This is a genomic window from Vibrio sp. PNB23_22_6 (genome assembly GCF_052877535.1).
This window is the reverse complement of the sequence record NZ_JBNFXP010000024.1, coordinates 1-16,827: the sequence shown is the minus strand read 5'-3', so window position 1 is coordinate 16,827 and position 16,827 is coordinate 1. Positions and strand designations below refer to the sequence as shown.

Genomic DNA, 16,827 nt, shown 5'->3' with positions numbered 1-16,827 from the left:
TCAATGTCTCGTTATTGTTCTCAGTGTGGAAAGTCGCGTAAAGCTTGTATTTGCCAATGGATAGTACCGTTAGCAAGTGAGGCTGAACTTATCATTCTTCAGCACATCAGTGAAGTGCACCGTCCTCTTGGTACGGCACGGATTCTCAAATTGAGTTTAAATTACTGTACTTGTTTGATCGGGGAAGACTTTTCTGAGAACTCAACATTAAACGAACTGCTTGCGGATGAGGCGTATTGTCACGTGATTTTGTACCCGTCAGAGCACTCGTTGTGTTTGTCAGCTTTCGGTTGTGAACAACATGATGATAAGAAAGTGCGCTTGATATTATTGGATGGGACTTGGAAGAAAGCGTATAAAATGTGGCAACTGTCTACCAATCTACATGGCTTGCCAACCGTGAAACTCCCGGAAAACTTGCAAGGCCATTACACCATTCGTAAAGCGCCCTCAGAAAACAGCTTATCAACGGTTGAGGCTGGCTACCATGCGCTCAGCCTACTTGAGCCAGAAAAAGACTTTACGCCTTTGCTGAATGTGTTCGAGAAAATGATTGAATTTCAAATCGCCCAGATGCCTCCAGGCGTATTTGAGAAGAACTATTTGAAAGATTAGCCCCGCGCTAAAGAACGATGGAAGAAAACAATTGGCGATGCAGTTTTTGGGCGTGGCCGTCTGTCATGGAGGAAATGTAGTCGGCAATTACTCGCATTTGTGCTCTTTCATCACTTGCGTTACGCCAAACTTCTTGGGTGTGCCTTGGTAGTAAACGTTCTGGAGCCGCGCTTAATGCTTCAAACAAGTCCATGATAATCTGTTGACCCTTGTACTCAACGATCTGTACTTGTGGAACTTGGATAACGTACTGGCTGACGAAGTTTTTTAGCACATCGAGTGTCTTTGCCATGTGTGGATCGAGACACGCATTCCAGGCCAATAATGGGTTATTGAAAGGCTCATCGACGACCTTGATAGAAATACTGGTGAGTAGCGCATTCACCATGCCACCAATGGCATCTTTACGTTGATGGTGTTTACCGCTAAACAGCATTTCTCCAATGAAAACAATGTGCTGTTCAAACCACGGGTCACCGCAATCGGCAAGCTGACTTGCCGCGCCTTCTTGCCATTCTTGGCGAGTCACCATGCCAAGCACAATCGCATCTTCCAAATCGTGCACGCCATAAGCAATATCATCTGCCAGCTCCATAATGGAGCAATCCAGCGATTTGAAGCGCGTTTTTCTGTGTTCGAAATCGGATTCTGGCGAGTGTCGCATTTGGCTAAGTAGTGTTTTGTCGTTATCCGTCAGCGGTGCGACTACCCAGTCAAACAAATCTTTATCGCAATCGTAAATTCCTTTGGCGGGGCTCCATTCTTGAGCCTTAAGTTTACGCTGATGCTCAACAGGATCTGGTAAATAGACGGATCGGCTTTGACTGATGAGAGCCGGGTATTTGATGAGACCAAGTAAGGTACGGCGAGACAAGTTCATGCCGAAGTGCTCGGTATACGGCTCTAATTTGGTGACAATGCGAAAGGTTTGCGCATTGCCTTCAAAGCCACCGTGCTCACGCATCATGTAATTTAATGCGACTTCACCGCCATGGCCATAGGGCGGGTGACCGATATCGTGTGCCAAACAGAGTGAATCAATCAAGCTATCTGAGGGTAGTAAATCGCGAAATTCCGGTTGTTTCTTCTTTAGCTGGGCAACGATCCCCGTTCCAAGCTGAGCCGCCTCTAAAGAGTGAGTCAGGCGGGTGCGGTGAAAATCTTCCAAGCTGTTGCCATGGACTTGAGTCTTAGCTTGTAGACGCCGAAATGCAGCAGAATGAAGAATGCGAGCACGGTCTCGCTGGTAAGGGCTGCGGTGATCATCGCGGCGGATCTTGTGTTCATCATCATGGCGCTCTTGCCATTGAGTAGGTAGTTCAAACGACACGGCTCTCTCCATCAACTAGCTGATTTCATCCAGCGATAATTCAAAACTTGGGGCAAAAGTATGTAGGAAGTATTCCATTTCTGGTGTTTTTCGTTCTTGCAATGTGATGTCTAGGCGTTTTTTCGCGAGGGCAAATTCGTGGTTGCCAGCACTAAGCTCTTCCAGACATTTTAGGTAGGCACAGATTGAGTCGGCTTGTTTAACGATTTGTGCATCGTCTTCATGTGCTGAATGAGAAAGTAAGTAAGGTGCGAAATCGTCGTGGAATTCTTCAGGTAGCATGGACAGTAGTTTTTGCTCGGCAGCTGCTTCTATCTTTTTATATTCTTTTGCGATTTCTGGGTTGTAGTATTTTACGGGCGTTGGCAAATCACCCGTAAGCACTTCACTTGAGTCGTGGTACATCGCGAGAATGGCAATGCGTTCAGGGTTGAGGTTACCGTCGAATTTTTTGTTTTTTATTAGGGCTAGGGCATGAGCGACAAAAGCAACTTGTAAGCTGTGCTCAGAGACGTTCTCTGGTGAGACCGATCGCATCAAAGGCCAGCGTTGGATTAGCTTCATCCGTGCTAAATGGGCGAAAAAATGGCTTTCTTTCATTGCTCTCTCCTGTATACCAACTTCACTAACTATTGCGTTAGTGGTATTGATACCTGATACGAAAAAGGAGCTCACGTGGAGCTCCTCTAAGCATATGAGAGTTCAGCGGTAATTACTACTGGCTGTAAGTCGATAGGAATCGTTCAAAGCGTCCAATCGCGGTTTCGAGATCCTCTATGTGCGGTAGTGTCACGATACGGAAGTGGTCAGGCTTCGGCCAGTTGAAGCCAGAACCTTGTACTAGCAGTACTTTTTCTTGCTTCAAGAAATCCAACACCATTTGCTGATCGTTTTTGATGTTGTACATCTTAGTGTCAATTTTTGGGAATAGGTACATTGCCCCTTTTGGTTTAACGCAGGATACACCAGGCACTTGGTTAATCAGCTCCCAAGCACGGTTGCGTTGTTCAAGGAGGCGGCCACCTGGCAGGATCAACTCATTAATGCTCTGGTAACCGCCCAGTGCCGTTTGGATCGCGTGCTGCATTGGCACGTTGGCACACAAACGCATGGACGAAAGCAATTCAAGACCGTTGATGTAACCTTGAGCTAGGTGTTTAGGGCCTGTTAGGAACATCCAACCACCACGAAAACCACAAACGCGGTACGCTTTAGATAGACCGTTGAAAGTCATCACCAATACGTCATCTGTTAGCGTGGCTACAGAAGTATGTGTCGCGCCGTCGTAAAGCACTTTGTCGTAGATTTCGTCTGCAAAAATGATCAGTTTGTGCTGGCGAGCGATTTCGATCACTTCAAGTAGGAAATCACGGCTGTATACCGCACCTGTCGGGTTGTTCGGGTTGATCAGCACGATACCACGCGTTTTTGGCGTGATCTTCTTTTTGATGTCATCTAGGTCAGGGTACCAATCTGCACTTTCGTCGCACATGTAATGCACTGGTTTGCCACCCGACAACGCAACGGATGCGGTCCACAATGGGTAGTCTGGTGATGGGATCAGCATTTCATCGCCGTTGTTTAGCAGCGCTTGCATTGCCATCACGATCAGTTCGGATACACCATTACCGATGTATACGTCTTCTACATCGAGAGAGCGGATGCCTTTACGTTGATAGTGCTGCACAACCGCTTTACGCGCGGAGTAAATACCTTTGGAATCACAGTAACCTTGAGATGTTGGTAGATTGCGGATGACATCTACTAGAATCTCATCAGGAGCGTCAAAGCCAAATGGGGCAGGGTTACCAATGTTTAGTTTTAGGATTTTATGCCCTTCCTCCTCCATGCGTTTAGCATGTTTGAGTACAGGTCCCCTAATGTCGTAGCAGACATTGTCGAGTTTTGACGACATCCCGATATTTTGCATTGTGTGATTCCTAAAAAATCGTTAATTTCTTTATTAAAGTACAATAATTTGTTTTTTATTAGAATAAAAATCTGTAAATTATCTGTTTGCTGACTAACTTTTGTACGGCGTTTGTCACAGGATTTTGCAAAAGTTAGCATATGACCTTGATTTGCTTTGGGTCTAAACTTAGAGTACCCGTCAGTTATCCCTTATCCTCACGTACTTCGAGGTTGATTTGTCACAGTTCCACCAAGCCGTAAAGAGAATTATCGAGAGAGTTCAGCAAACGGAAGGCAATCAAACACGTTTAGTCGAGCCCCTCAATGCGAAGCCTAATTTCGCTTTTATTGATTGGCTTGAAGCCCAACCACTTTTTCCCAAGTTTTACTGGCAGTCCCGTGATACTCGTGAAGAAGTTGTTGCCCTTGGACAGCTCCATACTTTTGTCGAACCAGGCCCTGCCTATACGATACTGGGTGAAGGCCAGCGTGTATGGGGTGGACGCTCATTTGATGGTCAGCACGAGAAAAATCGTCGCTGTATGCCATCTTTCTTCTTCCTTCCACAAATTGAGTTAATTCGTTTCGATCAGACGTGGTCGCTCGCGGTGAATATCTCACAAGATAAAGCAAGCACGTTAGCCGGTTTACACAAATTAGTGTGTGATGTACCCGCATTGTCGCCAGTTTCTTCACATATTCGATCGATTGAGCATACGCCATCCGAGCCACAGTGGCATGAGTTGGTGAATAAAGTGCTGTCTGGGATCGCAAGTGATGACTTCAAGAAAGTGGTATTAGCACGTAAGTCATCCATCTATTTAGATTCGCCTCTCAGTGCAGCGCAGCTATTGAAAGCCAGTTATTTGAGTAATCATCACAGCTTCCACTTCTTGTTTAGCTTGGACAGTAAGCACAGTTTTATGGGCTCAACACCTGAGCGTTTGTATTTGCGTGTGGGGCATGAGCTGCATACCGAAGCGTTAGCGGGTACGATTGGTCGTGGCGATAATGCAACGCAAGACATGGAGCTGGCGAATTGGCTGTCTACTGACACAAAAAATCTCAACGAGAACCAATATGTCGTGGATGACATCATTGAGCGTTTGCTGCCTTATTCAGAAAGCGTGGAAGTCGACCAAGAGGCGAGTTTAGTTCGTCTGAGAAAAGTACAGCATCTTAAACGCCATATTCACGCGCACCTCCAGTCGGGGATCAATGGTGTTCAGCTACTTTCTGCCTTGCAGCCAACGGCAGCCGTAGCTGGTTTGCCGCGTAAGGAATCGATGCAGTTTATTTTGGATAATGAGCCGTTTGCACGCGGTTGGTACGCGGGTTCGATGGGTTACATTAGTCATGAGCGAGCTGAGTTCTGTGTCGCAATCAGAAGTGCGTTGGTTTTAGGTGATCAAGTCCAGTTGTTTGCAGGGGCAGGCATCGTCCCGGGCTCTGTTGCAGAGCACGAGTGGGTCGAACTTGATAAAAAGATGTCTACTCTGTTATCCCTGATTTCTGATCATCCCCCGCTTGGAGTGGCGTTATGAGCACAGATCAAGCTGTGTTAAATCGTATCTGGTCTGAAGCCATCTTATTAGAACTGAGTCGATTTGGGGTAAAGCATGTTTGTATTGCACCAGGCTCACGTTCAACACCGTTAACGTTAGAAGCTGCAGAGAACCCACACTTTACCATTCACACCCATTTCGATGAGCGTGGATTGGGCTTTATGGCGCTGGGGCTTGCAAAGGCAAGTAAAGAGCCAGTGATCGTGATTGTGACCTCTGGTACGGCAGCCGCGAACTTGTTGCCTGCCATCGCAGAAGCAAAGCTCACTGGCGAAAAGCTGGTGGTGCTCACGGCTGACCGTCCGGTTGAATTGGTGGGCTGCGGCGCAAACCAAGCCATCCACCAGATTGGTATTTTCTCTCAGCACGTTTGTGACAGCTTGAATCTACCAAGTCCTTCGCTTGCAACACCACTCAACTGGCTACTGACGTCGGTTGATGAAGTGATGTTCACCCAGCGTTTGAAAGGCAGTGCTGTTCATATTAACTGTGCATTTCCTGAGCCTTTATACTCCAATGGTGAGAAGAGCATTTATCAAAGCTATCTCGATATGGTGGGATCTTGGCATGAGAGTGCGGACACGTATTGTCGCCGCTTTATCTCGCTGACGAATGGCGAGCGTCCTAAATGCGATGATAAGAAAGGCTTGGTGATCATCGGCAGTTTACCGTTAGAGCAAGCACAAGCCGCTAAACAGTTTGCTAGGCAGATGGGTTGGCCTATTTTGGCTGATCCACAAAGCGGTGTGAGTTCTGATTGGGCTTACTATGACTTATGGTTGCAACATTCGACGTTTGCGGAGCAAATAGAATGCTGTGATCTCATTGTTCAGTTTGGTAGCCGTATTATCTCTAAACGCTTAAATCAGTGGTTGGAAAAACAGGTGTCGTGCTCACAAGCTGGCTATTGGTTGATTTCACCGCGTTTAGAACGTGATAATCAAAGTCATCTTCCGCAATCTCATTGGGTTGAAGAGCCTTCCGAATGGATCGCTCAATCGCCCCGTTGCGAGTCTTATCATACGGGGTGGGCAGAGAAACTGGCAAAAGATATTGCGTTGGTAAGCCAAAAGTCGAAAGTGTTGTTTGCTTCTGATCCTCAAAGTGAGCTTAATGAGATTGCCTTGGCCATTGATGTCGCAAAACGAGCACAAGGTGTTGACCTGTTCATGGGCAACAGCTTGTTTGTTCGTTTGGTTGATATGTTTGGTAAATTGGATAATACAGAGATATTCACTAACCGTGGCGCGTCTGGCATTGATGGTCTGTTTGCGACAGCGAATGGTGTTCAACGTGCACGCAACAATCCTATTTTGATGTACATAGGTGACACCTCGGCACTTTATGATACGAACTCTCTCGCTTTGTTTACGCATACTCAGCAGCCGACCGTGATTGTGATTACCAACAATGATGGGGGGGCGATTTTTGATATGCTGCCAGTACCTGTCTCACATCGAGAAAAATTCTATCAAATGCCGCATGGCTATGAGTTTGAACATGCTGCGAAGCAATTCGGTTTGCAATACTGTAAGCCCGAGACGTTGGTTGAGTATCAAGCTGTGGTCACTGAACATTTTACGGCGGGTAAGGGGACTTTGGTGGTGGAAGTACAAACACCACCAAACCAAGCGACCGAGCATTTAAGAGCCTTCAATAAGAATCTGCATGCTTTATTCTGAACACTTTCCTGCTACTGAAAAACACCAAAGTGGCACGGTGCCAACTTTGGTGTTTTTGCATGGTTTGCTTGGCAGCGGCACGGATTGGAAAGAATGCATAAAGGTATTGCCTCAGTATGAACGAGTGACCATCGACCTTCCCGGACATGGTGCTAGCCACTCTATTTTTTGCCACGATCTCAGTGATTGCTGCAAACAGCTCAATTCCACACTATCTTTACTATTTCATTCTCAACAACCGCTTATCCTTATTGCTTACTCAATGGGTGGACGCATTGCTATGCATGGCCTTGCTCACCAGTGTTTCCCTGATCTCAATATTCGTGCTGCCATTGTTGAAGGGGGAAACTTTGGGCTGCAAAGCGAGTCAGAAAAGCAAGCACGATTAGATAATGACTTGCGCTGGGTACAGCGTTTCAAAACGGAGTCTCTTGCCTGTGTTTTGAACGATTGGTACCAACAGTTGGTCTTTTCTTCAATAAACCATGAGCAAAGACAAACATTGATTGCAAAACGAAGTGCTAATCTTGGTTCTGCGGTTGCGGACATGCTGCTTGCAACATCACTGGCAAAGCAATCTTACTTGTTGCCAGCACTGCAACAACAAGCGGTTCCGCTGTATTACATCTGTGGCAAAAAAGACAAAAAATTTAGTCAACTGGCTGAAAGTAGCGGGTTGGCTTATCGACAAGTTGAGGATGCGGGACATAATGTCCACCAAGAGCAACCCCATCAATTTGCGATGCACATTAATCAAATAATTCATTCTCACTTCAAGTGAGAGCAACGAGAACAATGGGAATCACCATGGCTAAAACAGTAGGCATTTCTGAAGAAGAACTTTACGCTCCGGTTCAATGGAAAGATTGCGGCGAGAAATACGAGGATATCCATTACCACAAGTCTGAAGATGGTATCGCGAAAATTACGATTGCACGCCCTCAAGTGCGTAACGCGTTCCGTCCTCAAACGGTAAAAGAGATGATTGATGCGTTAGCTGATGCACGTTATGACTCAGGTGTTGGCGTAATCATTCTGACTGGTCTAGGTGAAGACGCATTCTGTTCTGGCGGTGACCAGAAGATCCGTGGCGACTACGGCGGCTACAAAGACGATCAAGGTACGCACCACCTAAACGTATTGGATTTCCAACGTGATATCCGCACATGTCCAAAACCTGTGATCGCATCGGTAGCTGGCTGGGCGGTTGGTGGCGGTCATGTTCTACACATGATGTGTGACCTAACGATTGCTGCTGACAATGCTCAGTTTGGTCAAACAGGTCCTAAAGTCGGCTCTTTTGACGGTGGTTGGGGCGCATCTTACATGGCTCGCATCGTAGGTCAGAAGAAAGCACGTGAAATCTGGTTCTTATGCCGTTTCTACAATGCGCAAGAAGCAGTAGACATGGGGCTAGTCAACACAGTGGTGCCACTAGACGATCTAGAGAAAGAAACCGTTCGTTGGTGTCGTGAAGTTCTCCAACACAGCCCTATGGCACTACGTTGCTTGAAAGCCGCCTTGAACGCGGACTGTGATGGTCAAGCGGGCCTACAAGAGCTTGCTGGTAACGCAACCATGATGTTCTACATGACAGATGAAGGCCAGGAAGGTCGTAACGCATTTAACGAGAAACGTCGCCCAGACTTCGATAAGTTCCCTCGTAACCCATAATCCGTATAAGAAAGGGAGCCATTGTGCTCCTCGGTTTCGTTTTTTGTCCTGAGTGTCTCGCTCTCTAGGAGGCTAACGGGTCCTCTCGTTAAAGAGCTCAGAATATACGGCATTACATAGGATTCGAATTATGCGTAAAGCGAAGATTTACCGCTACTGCCTACCAATGGACAGTGGTGTTATACTGCGTGATAACAAGCTGACGGAACGTACAGGTTACATTATTGAGTTGTCAGAAGGTGATAAGGTGGGTCGTGGAGAAGTGGCCCCTCTGATTGGTTTTAGCCTCGAAGACACTGAAGATGCGGGCATTCAACTGCAAGCACAAGTTGAACGCTGGGTGGCAAATTTCCCCTTGGATTACAACCATATGTACTCATCGGTAGCATTTGGTTTATCGATGGCTCAACTTGAGCTTAAAGGCGGCTTACCTGCACAAGGCAAGTACCAAGTTGCTCCGTTGTGTAACGGTGATCCAGACGACCTCATCCCTAAACTTAACGAGATGGAAGGTGAGAAAGTTGCGAAAGTAAAAGTGGGTTTGTATGAGCCGATTCGCGACGGTATGCTAGTGAACTTGTTCCTAGAATCGATCCCACAGCTTACCCTTCGTCTTGATGCAAATCGTGCTTGGACATCAGAGAAAGCGCATCAGTTTGCTAAGTATATTGCACCGTCACTGCGTCAGCGTATCACTTTCTTGGAAGAGCCATGTCGCTCTCCGGGTGACAGTTTGTCTTTTGCGATCAATACCGGCATTGCGATTGCTTGGGATGAAACATTGCAAGACGCGGTTCGCCGTGAAGACTTCAGCCTAGAAGATCTCACGGGTGTGAAAACCATCATCATCAAGCCAACGCTGATTGGTTCGGTGGATTTCTGTATTAAGCTGATTGAAAAGGCGAAGACGCTTGGCATCAAAGCGGTGATAAGCTCAAGCATTGAATCAAGCCTTGGTCTAAACCAGCTTGCGCGCTTAGCACAATGGCAGTTGCCTAATGAGATCCCTGGTTTGGATACCATTGGTCTGTTTAAAGTGCAGCTAGAGCAAGGTTGGCCTAATTGTGAACTTCCAATTATTCCGCTATCAGAGCAGGAGTTAGTGTGGCATTCAGCATAGATGATACTGCGATTGCACCATGGAAATATTGGGCTCAAGTGAGCCCTTTTTCTATTGCGCTTGAAACCAACAATGAATCGCTGAGTTGGCAGCAATTAACCGCTCACATTGACCGGTATGCTCACGACCTGCAACAACAAGGGGTGAAGAGCGGTGATCTGCTCACTCTCGTCGGTAAAAATCAAGCCGAGACACTATTGTTTTACCTTGCCGCGCAGCAGTTGGGTTCCATTACAGCGTTAACCATGCCGCAACCTCTTGAGGCATTACAAGGTAAGCTAAACACCTTGTATAAGCCAAACCAGTCGCGCTTTGTTTGGTTAGCTGATGGTATGGAGAGTGCGTACTCGGAGCCGCAATTAGCACAACTGGATGTTACCTTACTCTCATTTCCGGTAGTGGCAAACACGGAGGCCATCGCTTCAACAGAAGTTTATGAACACGATGCGCTAGCCTCAATTGTGTTTACCTCTGGCTCAACAGGATCCCCTAAAGCGGTGGCTCATAGTCACAGGCAGCACCTTGCTTCTGCTCAAGGCTTGTTGGGTGAATTTCAGTTCAATCAACAAGATACTTGGTTGCTCTCTCTGCCGCTTTACCATGTATCAGGCCTCGCGATTGTGTATCGATGGCTGTTTGCTGGTGCAACACTCAAAGTTGGGACAGGGAACTTAGCTGAAGACATTGTTGGCGTCTCTCATGCGTCTTTGGTTGCAACACAGCTCAAGCGGTTATTGGATGAACAAGTGACGTTGTCTCTGACTCATGTACTGCTCGGTGGTAGCCATGTCGCGCATGAGTTGGCATTACGCGCAACTTCGCAAGGCATTGAAACTTGGCTAGGTTACGGCATGACAGAAGCGGCCTCTACGGTTACCGCAAAGCAAATCGACAGGGTGAGCAATGCAGGGCATCTACTGCCAAATCGCGATATTAAGCTGTTGAACGAAAGAATTTATATTGGTGGACAAACGCTTGCGTCTGGCTACTTTCAGCAAGGAAGTTTGACCAAGCTGGTGGATGAAAATGGTTGGTTTGACAGTAAAGACCTAGGTGTGTGGCAAGGCAATGAACTTAAGATCATTGGTCGAGCGGATAACCAGTTTATTTCTGGCGGTGAGAACGTTCACTGTGAAGAAATTGAAGCGGTACTAAACCAAATCGAGAGTATTTCGCAGAGTATTGTGGTGCCAATAGAAGATGTGGCATTCGGACATCGCCCAGTCGCGGTGATTCAAACAGAATCCTTACTGAGTAAAGCGCAATATGAGCAGCATCTGCAAACCAAGTTGGAAAAATTCAAATGGCCAGTAGCTTACCACTTAATGCCTCAAAGCTTATTAGGAGGAGGGATTAAAGTGTCACGCAAGGCGGTTAAAGACTGGCTATTCTCCATACTTAACTGATCTACATTCAGGTTAACTAGTCAATTTTGCTATCAATTAGTCGAAAAGGGAATTTCGTATCCTTATAACTCTGAATCATAATCATGCTCAAAGATTAAGGAATAAGGCATAAGTTTCAGAATGATCAAATTAGCGTTAGCGGTGGCGGTATTACTGCAAATCGGTGTTGCTATCAGCAGTGAGGGCTTAATGCGTTCATTGGCTGAGTTAACCGCTTTTCTGGTCGCTTTGGCTTTAGTGTTAGTACACAAAAGCCAAAGCGTTCGAAAAGCTGAGTCAGTTCAGCCAAAGAAAATCAATCGAAGCTTAGCTGAGAAGTAGCCAACCCAGTGATATTGTTGAAATCAGCACCCAAAGCGTCACACCAAACATTAACGGCTTTGCCCCTGCCGATTTCAGTTTTGATACTGAGATACTACAGCCAATCAAGAACAAACATACCACAAGCGCCTGTTTAGCAATCGTAAAGATACCTTGATATACCATTTCAAACTGTGGGAAGAAGTCGCTGAATGCGATGGCAGCACAGTACCAAAAGATGAAGTAAGGAATTACTAGCTTACTCTTACCTTCTTCGCCATTCCCACGAGAGAAAATTATCGCGCTGATTAGTGCAACAGGAATGATCCACAACGCGCGAGCGAGTTTTAATGTTGTTGCGGTTGTGAGTGCTTCCTCACCGTAAGCCGATGCAGCACCGACGACTGAAGAAGTATCATGAATGGCAATCGCTGCCCATGTACCAAATGTGTGCTGATCCAAACCAAGAGCATGACCAAGCACCGGAAAAATAAAGAGCGCTAAAGAGTTAAGGACAAACACAGTCGCTAAGGCTAAGCCAATTTGCTCATCCTTCGCTTTGATGGCGGGGGCAACAGCGGCAATGGCACTGCCACCACAAATCGCAGTACCAGAAGCGATCAAATAAGCGGTAGTGCGTTCGAGTTTAATGACTTTCGCGATCATCATACCAATTACTAGCGTACCCACGATGGTTGTGATGATCAGACCAATACCGTCAGAAGTGACGGCCAGTGCTTGCTCAAAATGAATACCAAAGCCCAAGCCAATAATGGAGTAAGAAAGCAACTTCTTGGTAAACGAAGCAATAGGAAGCTCTGTCGGTACTAGGCTAAAGCTCGCCAATAGAAAACCAATCATAAGCGCAATAGGAGAGGACGCAAAAGGGGTGAAGCAAAACAGCAGTGCCAGTCCAAAGGGAATATTCTTTGTATTCAAGGATGTCGTTCGTTGTAATGAATTAAAGCGTCAAGTATACAGTAACATTTTTGGTCAGAAAGTCTTAATGAATTGAACAAGCGTTCAGAAAAACTAAACGTATGTATAAGAGCCAGAAATACTTCGATTAAACTCAGCGCCAGTTACCGCGCAGCGCTTTTACTTTCTCAAACATGGCGCTTGCAGTGGCTTCTTTGGGCTCGACAGGTGTACCCGCCTCGATTTCTAATTTAGACCAAAAACGCGTCGGCATGCCTTTACAAGCTCGACCTTTTGCACGACTGAAGTAGCTGCCCCAGAGTCCTTTTAGTGCCATTGGGATGACTGGTACAGGGCTACGACGAAGAATAATATCGATACCACGCATAAACTTATTCATCTCACCATCTGCAGTGAGTCGACCTTCAGGGAAGATACAGACGATGTGGCCGTCGTTCAGTGCTTGTTCAACATCATTGAAGGCACGACGAATGGATGTTCGGTTGCTTGCCGAGATCGGGATCACGCCAGCACGGCGTAAGAAGCGTCGTAGCGGCGGAAGGTTGGCATAATCCTCTTCCATGACAAAGCGGATCAAACGGGGGCATACTGCGCTCAGCAATAGTGCATCCATGTAGCTGACGTGGTTACAGACGATCAGCGCACCACCATGATCTGGCAAATAGTGCAAGTTCTTGTGTTTCACACGGTAAATAGTGTGGGTCAGTACCCACATAATAAAACGCACAACAAAGATAGGGATCTGCAAAAAGATATAAGTCGCGACGAGAAAATTCATTATGGCTAATAGTGCGAACAACTGAGGGATTGTCATCTCTATCACGCTGAGACAAACAATGCCGAGGATGGCGCTACCAACCATAAACAGGGAATTGAAAATGTTTAACCCTGCAATCACCTGAGCGCGTTCCGTCTCTTTGGCTCGAAGTTGCATCAGAGCGTACAGCGGTACAATAAATAGCCCCCCTGATGCGCCAATCATTAATAAGTAGAAGAACAGTGGCCAAAATGCTTCGTAGCTAATGAAGTCCGCTAAGGTATGGAATCTTGGCAATTCGGAAGGGATAGAGGTGGTCATCAGGTAACCGAATAGAGTGATACCAAGCGCACCAATGGGTACGATCCCTATTTCGATACGGTGGTTGGAAAACCAGTTACACGCTAACGAGCCTAATGCAATCCCAATGGAAAATAGAGCCAGTAAGAAGGAAACGGCACTTTCAGTGCCGTTCAAATATTCTTTGGTAAAGTTTGGAAATTGAGTTAAGTACGCAGCACCTAAGAACCAGAACCAACTAATGGCCATAATACACTCAAATACGATACGATCAGATTTAGCAATCGAAAGTGTGTGCTTGGTTTGTTTATAAGGTTGCCAGCGGAATTGAATGTTCGGAGCGCTTGAAGCCGCGAACGGAATAAACCGACTGGATAAATAGCCAAGCAAAGCGAAGATAACCACGCAGAACGCGGCTAAGTATTTTGCGTTGTCTGCAGAGGCAATCAGCCCTGCACCAATAGTACCAATGAGAATGGCGATGAAGGTTCCGGCTTCTACGAGTGCGTTACCTGGAATAAGCTCTTTTTCGTTGAGTTGCTGAGGTAAAAGTGCGTATTTAACCGGGCCAAAGAAAGCGGACTGAGTTCCCATGAGGAATAATAATAGCAGCAAGATACCGTAGCTTTCGGTAATAAAGCCTATCGCACCGAGCAGCATGATGCCGATTTCGCACAGCTTTACGTTACGGATAAACCATGATTTTTCGTATTTGTCGGCCAGAACACCTGCTGATGCAGAAAACAAAAAGAAGGGCAGAATGAATAAGCCAGCGGCTAAGTTGATGAATAGATTGCTTGATATAGGTAAGGCGCTCGAACCAGCAAAGGCCACAAACAGCAACAGCACATTCTTGAAAATATTGTCATTGAAAGCCCCCAAAAACTGGGTCACAAAGTAGGGAAAGAACTTTCTTTGAGTAAGTAGAGATGGCTGACTGTCAGATGGCATGAATAATCCCTTTATTACCAGTTGACGAGATAGTTAGAGAGCAGGTTATTAATCAGCTGTTTACCATCAATAGGTTCACTCGAGAAAAACTTATCATCGACGCTAAGAAGAGTAATACCATGCACGCCTGACCATAAAACACGACTCGCTTGTAGTACTTCGGATTCTGTTCGATGAGGGGAAATTTGAGCAAGTAATGATTCCAACATAGATGTCATGCCATCAATACGTTTAGCGTGCCACTCTGGTAATTCAGCACCGTTCATGTTGTGCTCAAACACAAGCTGCCAACGGTTAGGGTGCTGTTTTGCGAAGTCGTGATAGCAGTAGGCTAGTTCAAACAAGGCTTGATGGGGATCTTCACAATTGTGAGTTGCTTTTAGCGCTTCTTGCTGTAGCTCGTCCAGTGTTTGTGCTACAACGTGTAACAACAGTAAATTGTAGTTTCCAAAAATGTTGACCAATGTGCTAGGCACGTAACCGATCATATTTGCAATCTTACGAAGACTGAGTTCGTGGTAAGAATTTTCATCTAAAAAGTGCTTGACCGTCATTAAGGCCAAATTCACTAACTCTTCCCGAGTATGATCGTTTCTGCGCGCCATAGTCCCAAACCACATATTGAACAATGTTCAATATGATAGTCAGCTCGTGAATATGCGTCAATAAGACAAAGAAGTCATAAGCCTATAAGTTTGGCAATATTCTGATACATGTCTTCTATTGTGGAGTGTTTCATTGTTGAATGTGACGGAGTATGATGGTCATATCTCATATTTAGCGTGCTACTGACATTAGATGCTTGTTCGTCGCACAGTCCGCAGCATGATTAAGTACTTATCGTCAATTTTAAGGATAACGATGAAACGTTTATTTTCGATTGTCGCCCTACTGATGTTTACTGTTGCTGTAACGCCTATCGCGGAAGCGAAGAAGTTTGGTGGTGGTAAATCTTTCGGTAAGAGTTATAAAACCGCGCCTGCGCCAAAACAGCAGCAGCAAAATACAAATACGATCGGTAAAGAGCAAACGACTAAGTCTTCAAGCAAGAAAGGCTTGATGGGAGGTTTACTTGGTGGTCTTCTTGCCGGTGGGTTACTAGCCGCATTCTTTGGTGGTTCGTTCGAAGGCATCCAGTTTATGGATATCTTAATCATTGGTTTGATTGCTTTTGTCATCTTCAAGCTAATGCGAGGTCTGCTTGGAGCTAAGCAGGGCAGTATGAACCAGCATCGTCAGCAGCCTGCATTTGGTGGTAATCACTCTAAGTTCGAACAACCAAACATGCAGAACTTTGAACAGCAGCCAAATACAAACACAGGTGGCTTTGGTGGTTTCGGCAATCAAGCGGATATCCCACATAACTACCCTCCGGGCTTTGACCAAGCAGCATTCATTAATGGTTCTCGTGAACACTACCGAATCCTGCAAGGTGCTTGGAATCACAATCAACTAGACACGATTGAAGAGTATGTTTCTCAGAGCTTATTTGAAGACCTGAAGGCAGAGCGCGCGAAGCTAGAAGGCGAGCAACATACAGATGTGATGTACGTTGATGCGGAGATTGTTCGTGCGGATTACGATGCGAATAAAGCACAGCTTAGCCTACAGTTCAGCGGTCGCTACCGTGATGCTGCTGAAAATATCGAAGAAGATATCAAAGATATCTGGCATCTTGAGCGTGATCTAACTGTGCCAAATGCACCTTGGTTGATCGTTGGTATTCAAGGTTAATCGCCAAACATTCGATTTCGTTTTAATAAAATCCCGTTTCTAAGCGGGATTTTTTATGTCTGGAATCTGAAGCTAAGTATGTTCTGGGTTGTGTTCTTAGGTGGAGTATCAAAGAGCGCTAATAGTTTAAGAGCATCAATCGATTATTGTCGATTATTCACTTAGCGTAACTCAATGCAGTATTGGTTCTGTAGCTATCAGCCAATCTATTCTTGTGCTTTGGCTTTTAATGGTTGTTGATGTATTAATGAATACAAGTCAGGGGTAACTCGATGGGAACGATATTAGGTCTTTTGCTGCTCGTGTTATTAGATTACATGTTGTTTAAGAAGGCAGGCATGCATTTTCCCAAATGGGTAGAGAAGCAATACGCTGATCATTTAGAAAAAAGCAAAGACGAGCGCTAAGCGTTAGTCTGTTTTGTGTGTAATAGAACGAAAAAAGCCAGCTCAATGAGCTGGCTTTTCAATATGGTGGAGGGGGACGGATTCGAACCATCGAAGGCGGAGCCGGCAGATTTACAGTCTGCTCCCTTTGGCCACT

The 16,827-nt window shown here is 45.9% G+C and carries 16 protein-coding genes; 10 read left to right on the top strand and 6 right to left on the bottom strand.

Features of this window, described 5'->3' with window-relative positions; all coding sequences use genetic code 11:
• Nucleotides 1-3: 3 nt before the first annotated feature.
• Nucleotides 4-615, top strand: coding sequence for a tRNA-uridine aminocarboxypropyltransferase (locus ACVA54_RS16260; RefSeq protein WP_099080324.1), 612 nt, complete (start codon nt 4-6; stop codon nt 613-615).
• Between the two features lie 7 nt (nt 616-622).
• Here ACVA54_RS16260 and ACVA54_RS16255 read toward each other — a convergent pair whose 3' ends face one another.
• From ACVA54_RS16255 to ACVA54_RS16245, 3 genes are all read right to left on the bottom strand, one after another.
• On the bottom strand, nt 623-1,957 hold the full coding sequence (locus ACVA54_RS16255; RefSeq protein ID WP_446641783.1) for an anti-phage deoxyguanosine triphosphatase: 1,335 nt from the start codon (nt 1,955-1,957) through the stop codon (nt 623-625).
• 3 nt (nt 1,958-1,960) lie between these two features.
• On the bottom strand, nt 1,961-2,545 hold the full coding sequence (yfbR, locus tag ACVA54_RS16250) for a 5'-deoxynucleotidase (RefSeq protein WP_099080322.1): 585 nt from the start codon (nt 2,543-2,545) through the stop codon (nt 1,961-1,963).
• 115 nt (nt 2,546-2,660) lie between these two features.
• Entirely contained in the window at nt 2,661-3,875 is a 1,215-nt protein-coding gene (locus tag ACVA54_RS16245) for a pyridoxal phosphate-dependent aminotransferase (protein WP_099080321.1), read from the bottom strand.
• 217 nt (nt 3,876-4,092) lie between these two features.
• Here ACVA54_RS16245 and ACVA54_RS16240 point away from each other — a divergent pair, with 217 nt between their 5' ends.
• From ACVA54_RS16240 to ACVA54_RS16210, 7 genes are all read left to right on the top strand, one after another.
• Nucleotides 4,093-5,400 (top strand): isochorismate synthase, encoded by a 1,308-nt coding sequence (locus tag ACVA54_RS16240; RefSeq protein WP_446617492.1) that lies wholly within the window; start codon nt 4,093-4,095, stop codon nt 5,398-5,400.
• Nucleotides 5,397-7,103 carry a 2-succinyl-5-enolpyruvyl-6-hydroxy-3-cyclohexene-1-carboxylic-acid synthase gene (gene menD, locus ACVA54_RS16235; protein ID WP_446617493.1) on the top strand — a complete coding sequence of 569 codons (1,707 nt, stop codon included), beginning with the start codon at nt 5,397-5,399 and terminating at the stop codon, nt 7,101-7,103. The genes ACVA54_RS16240 and menD overlap by 4 nt, the downstream gene beginning before the upstream one ends.
• Nucleotides 7,090-7,884: a 2-succinyl-6-hydroxy-2,4-cyclohexadiene-1-carboxylate synthase gene (gene menH, locus ACVA54_RS16230; protein ID WP_446644488.1), complete on the top strand. Its 795-nt coding sequence runs from the start codon at nt 7,090-7,092 to the stop codon at nt 7,882-7,884. The genes menD and menH overlap by 14 nt, the downstream gene beginning before the upstream one ends.
• A gap of 26 nt (nt 7,885-7,910) precedes the next feature.
• On the top strand, nt 7,911-8,777 hold the full coding sequence (gene menB, locus ACVA54_RS16225; protein WP_099080317.1) for a 1,4-dihydroxy-2-naphthoyl-CoA synthase: 867 nt from the start codon (nt 7,911-7,913) through the stop codon (nt 8,775-8,777).
• Nucleotides 8,778-8,907: 130 nt separating this feature from the next.
• Nucleotides 8,908-9,897 carry an o-succinylbenzoate synthase gene (gene menC / locus ACVA54_RS16220; protein ID WP_099080316.1) on the top strand — a complete coding sequence of 330 codons (990 nt, stop codon included), beginning with the start codon at nt 8,908-8,910 and terminating at the stop codon, nt 9,895-9,897.
• Nucleotides 9,882-11,303, top strand: coding sequence for an o-succinylbenzoate--CoA ligase (menE, locus tag ACVA54_RS16215; RefSeq protein WP_446632455.1), 1,422 nt, complete (start codon nt 9,882-9,884; stop codon nt 11,301-11,303). Before menC ends, menE begins: the two co-directional genes overlap by 16 nt.
• A 120-nt stretch (nt 11,304-11,423) precedes the next feature.
• Nucleotides 11,424-11,624 (top strand): hypothetical protein, encoded by a 201-nt coding sequence (locus ACVA54_RS16210; RefSeq protein WP_099080314.1) that lies wholly within the window; start codon nt 11,424-11,426, stop codon nt 11,622-11,624.
• Here ACVA54_RS16210 and ACVA54_RS16205 read toward each other — a convergent pair.
• The 3 genes from ACVA54_RS16205 to ACVA54_RS16195 form a co-directional block, all read right to left on the bottom strand.
• Nucleotides 11,610-12,515, bottom strand: coding sequence for a YeiH family protein (locus ACVA54_RS16205; RefSeq protein ID WP_182852604.1), 906 nt, complete (start codon nt 12,513-12,515; stop codon nt 11,610-11,612). The two genes, ACVA54_RS16210 and ACVA54_RS16205, sit on opposite strands and share 15 nt — an antisense overlap.
• Before the next feature lie 160 nt (nt 12,516-12,675).
• Nucleotides 12,676-14,550 carry an MFS transporter gene (locus ACVA54_RS16200; protein WP_119463655.1) on the bottom strand — a complete coding sequence of 625 codons (1,875 nt, stop codon included), beginning with the start codon at nt 14,548-14,550 and terminating at the stop codon, nt 12,676-12,678.
• Between the two features lie 14 nt (nt 14,551-14,564).
• Complete coding sequence (locus ACVA54_RS16195; protein WP_099080355.1) at nt 14,565-15,155, bottom strand: TetR/AcrR family transcriptional regulator; 591 nt, start codon at nt 15,153-15,155, stop codon at nt 14,565-14,567.
• 256 nt (nt 15,156-15,411) lie between these two features.
• Between ACVA54_RS16195 and ACVA54_RS16190 the strand changes: the two genes are divergently transcribed.
• Nucleotides 15,412-16,284, top strand: a complete 873-nt coding sequence (locus ACVA54_RS16190) for a Tim44 domain-containing protein (protein WP_099080311.1) — start codon at nt 15,412-15,414, stop codon at nt 16,282-16,284.
• A 272-nt stretch (nt 16,285-16,556) separates the two neighbouring features.
• Nucleotides 16,557-16,691, top strand: a complete 135-nt coding sequence (locus ACVA54_RS16185) for a hypothetical protein (protein ID WP_099080310.1) — start codon at nt 16,557-16,559, stop codon at nt 16,689-16,691.
• Nucleotides 16,692-16,827: the final 136 nt, after the last annotated feature.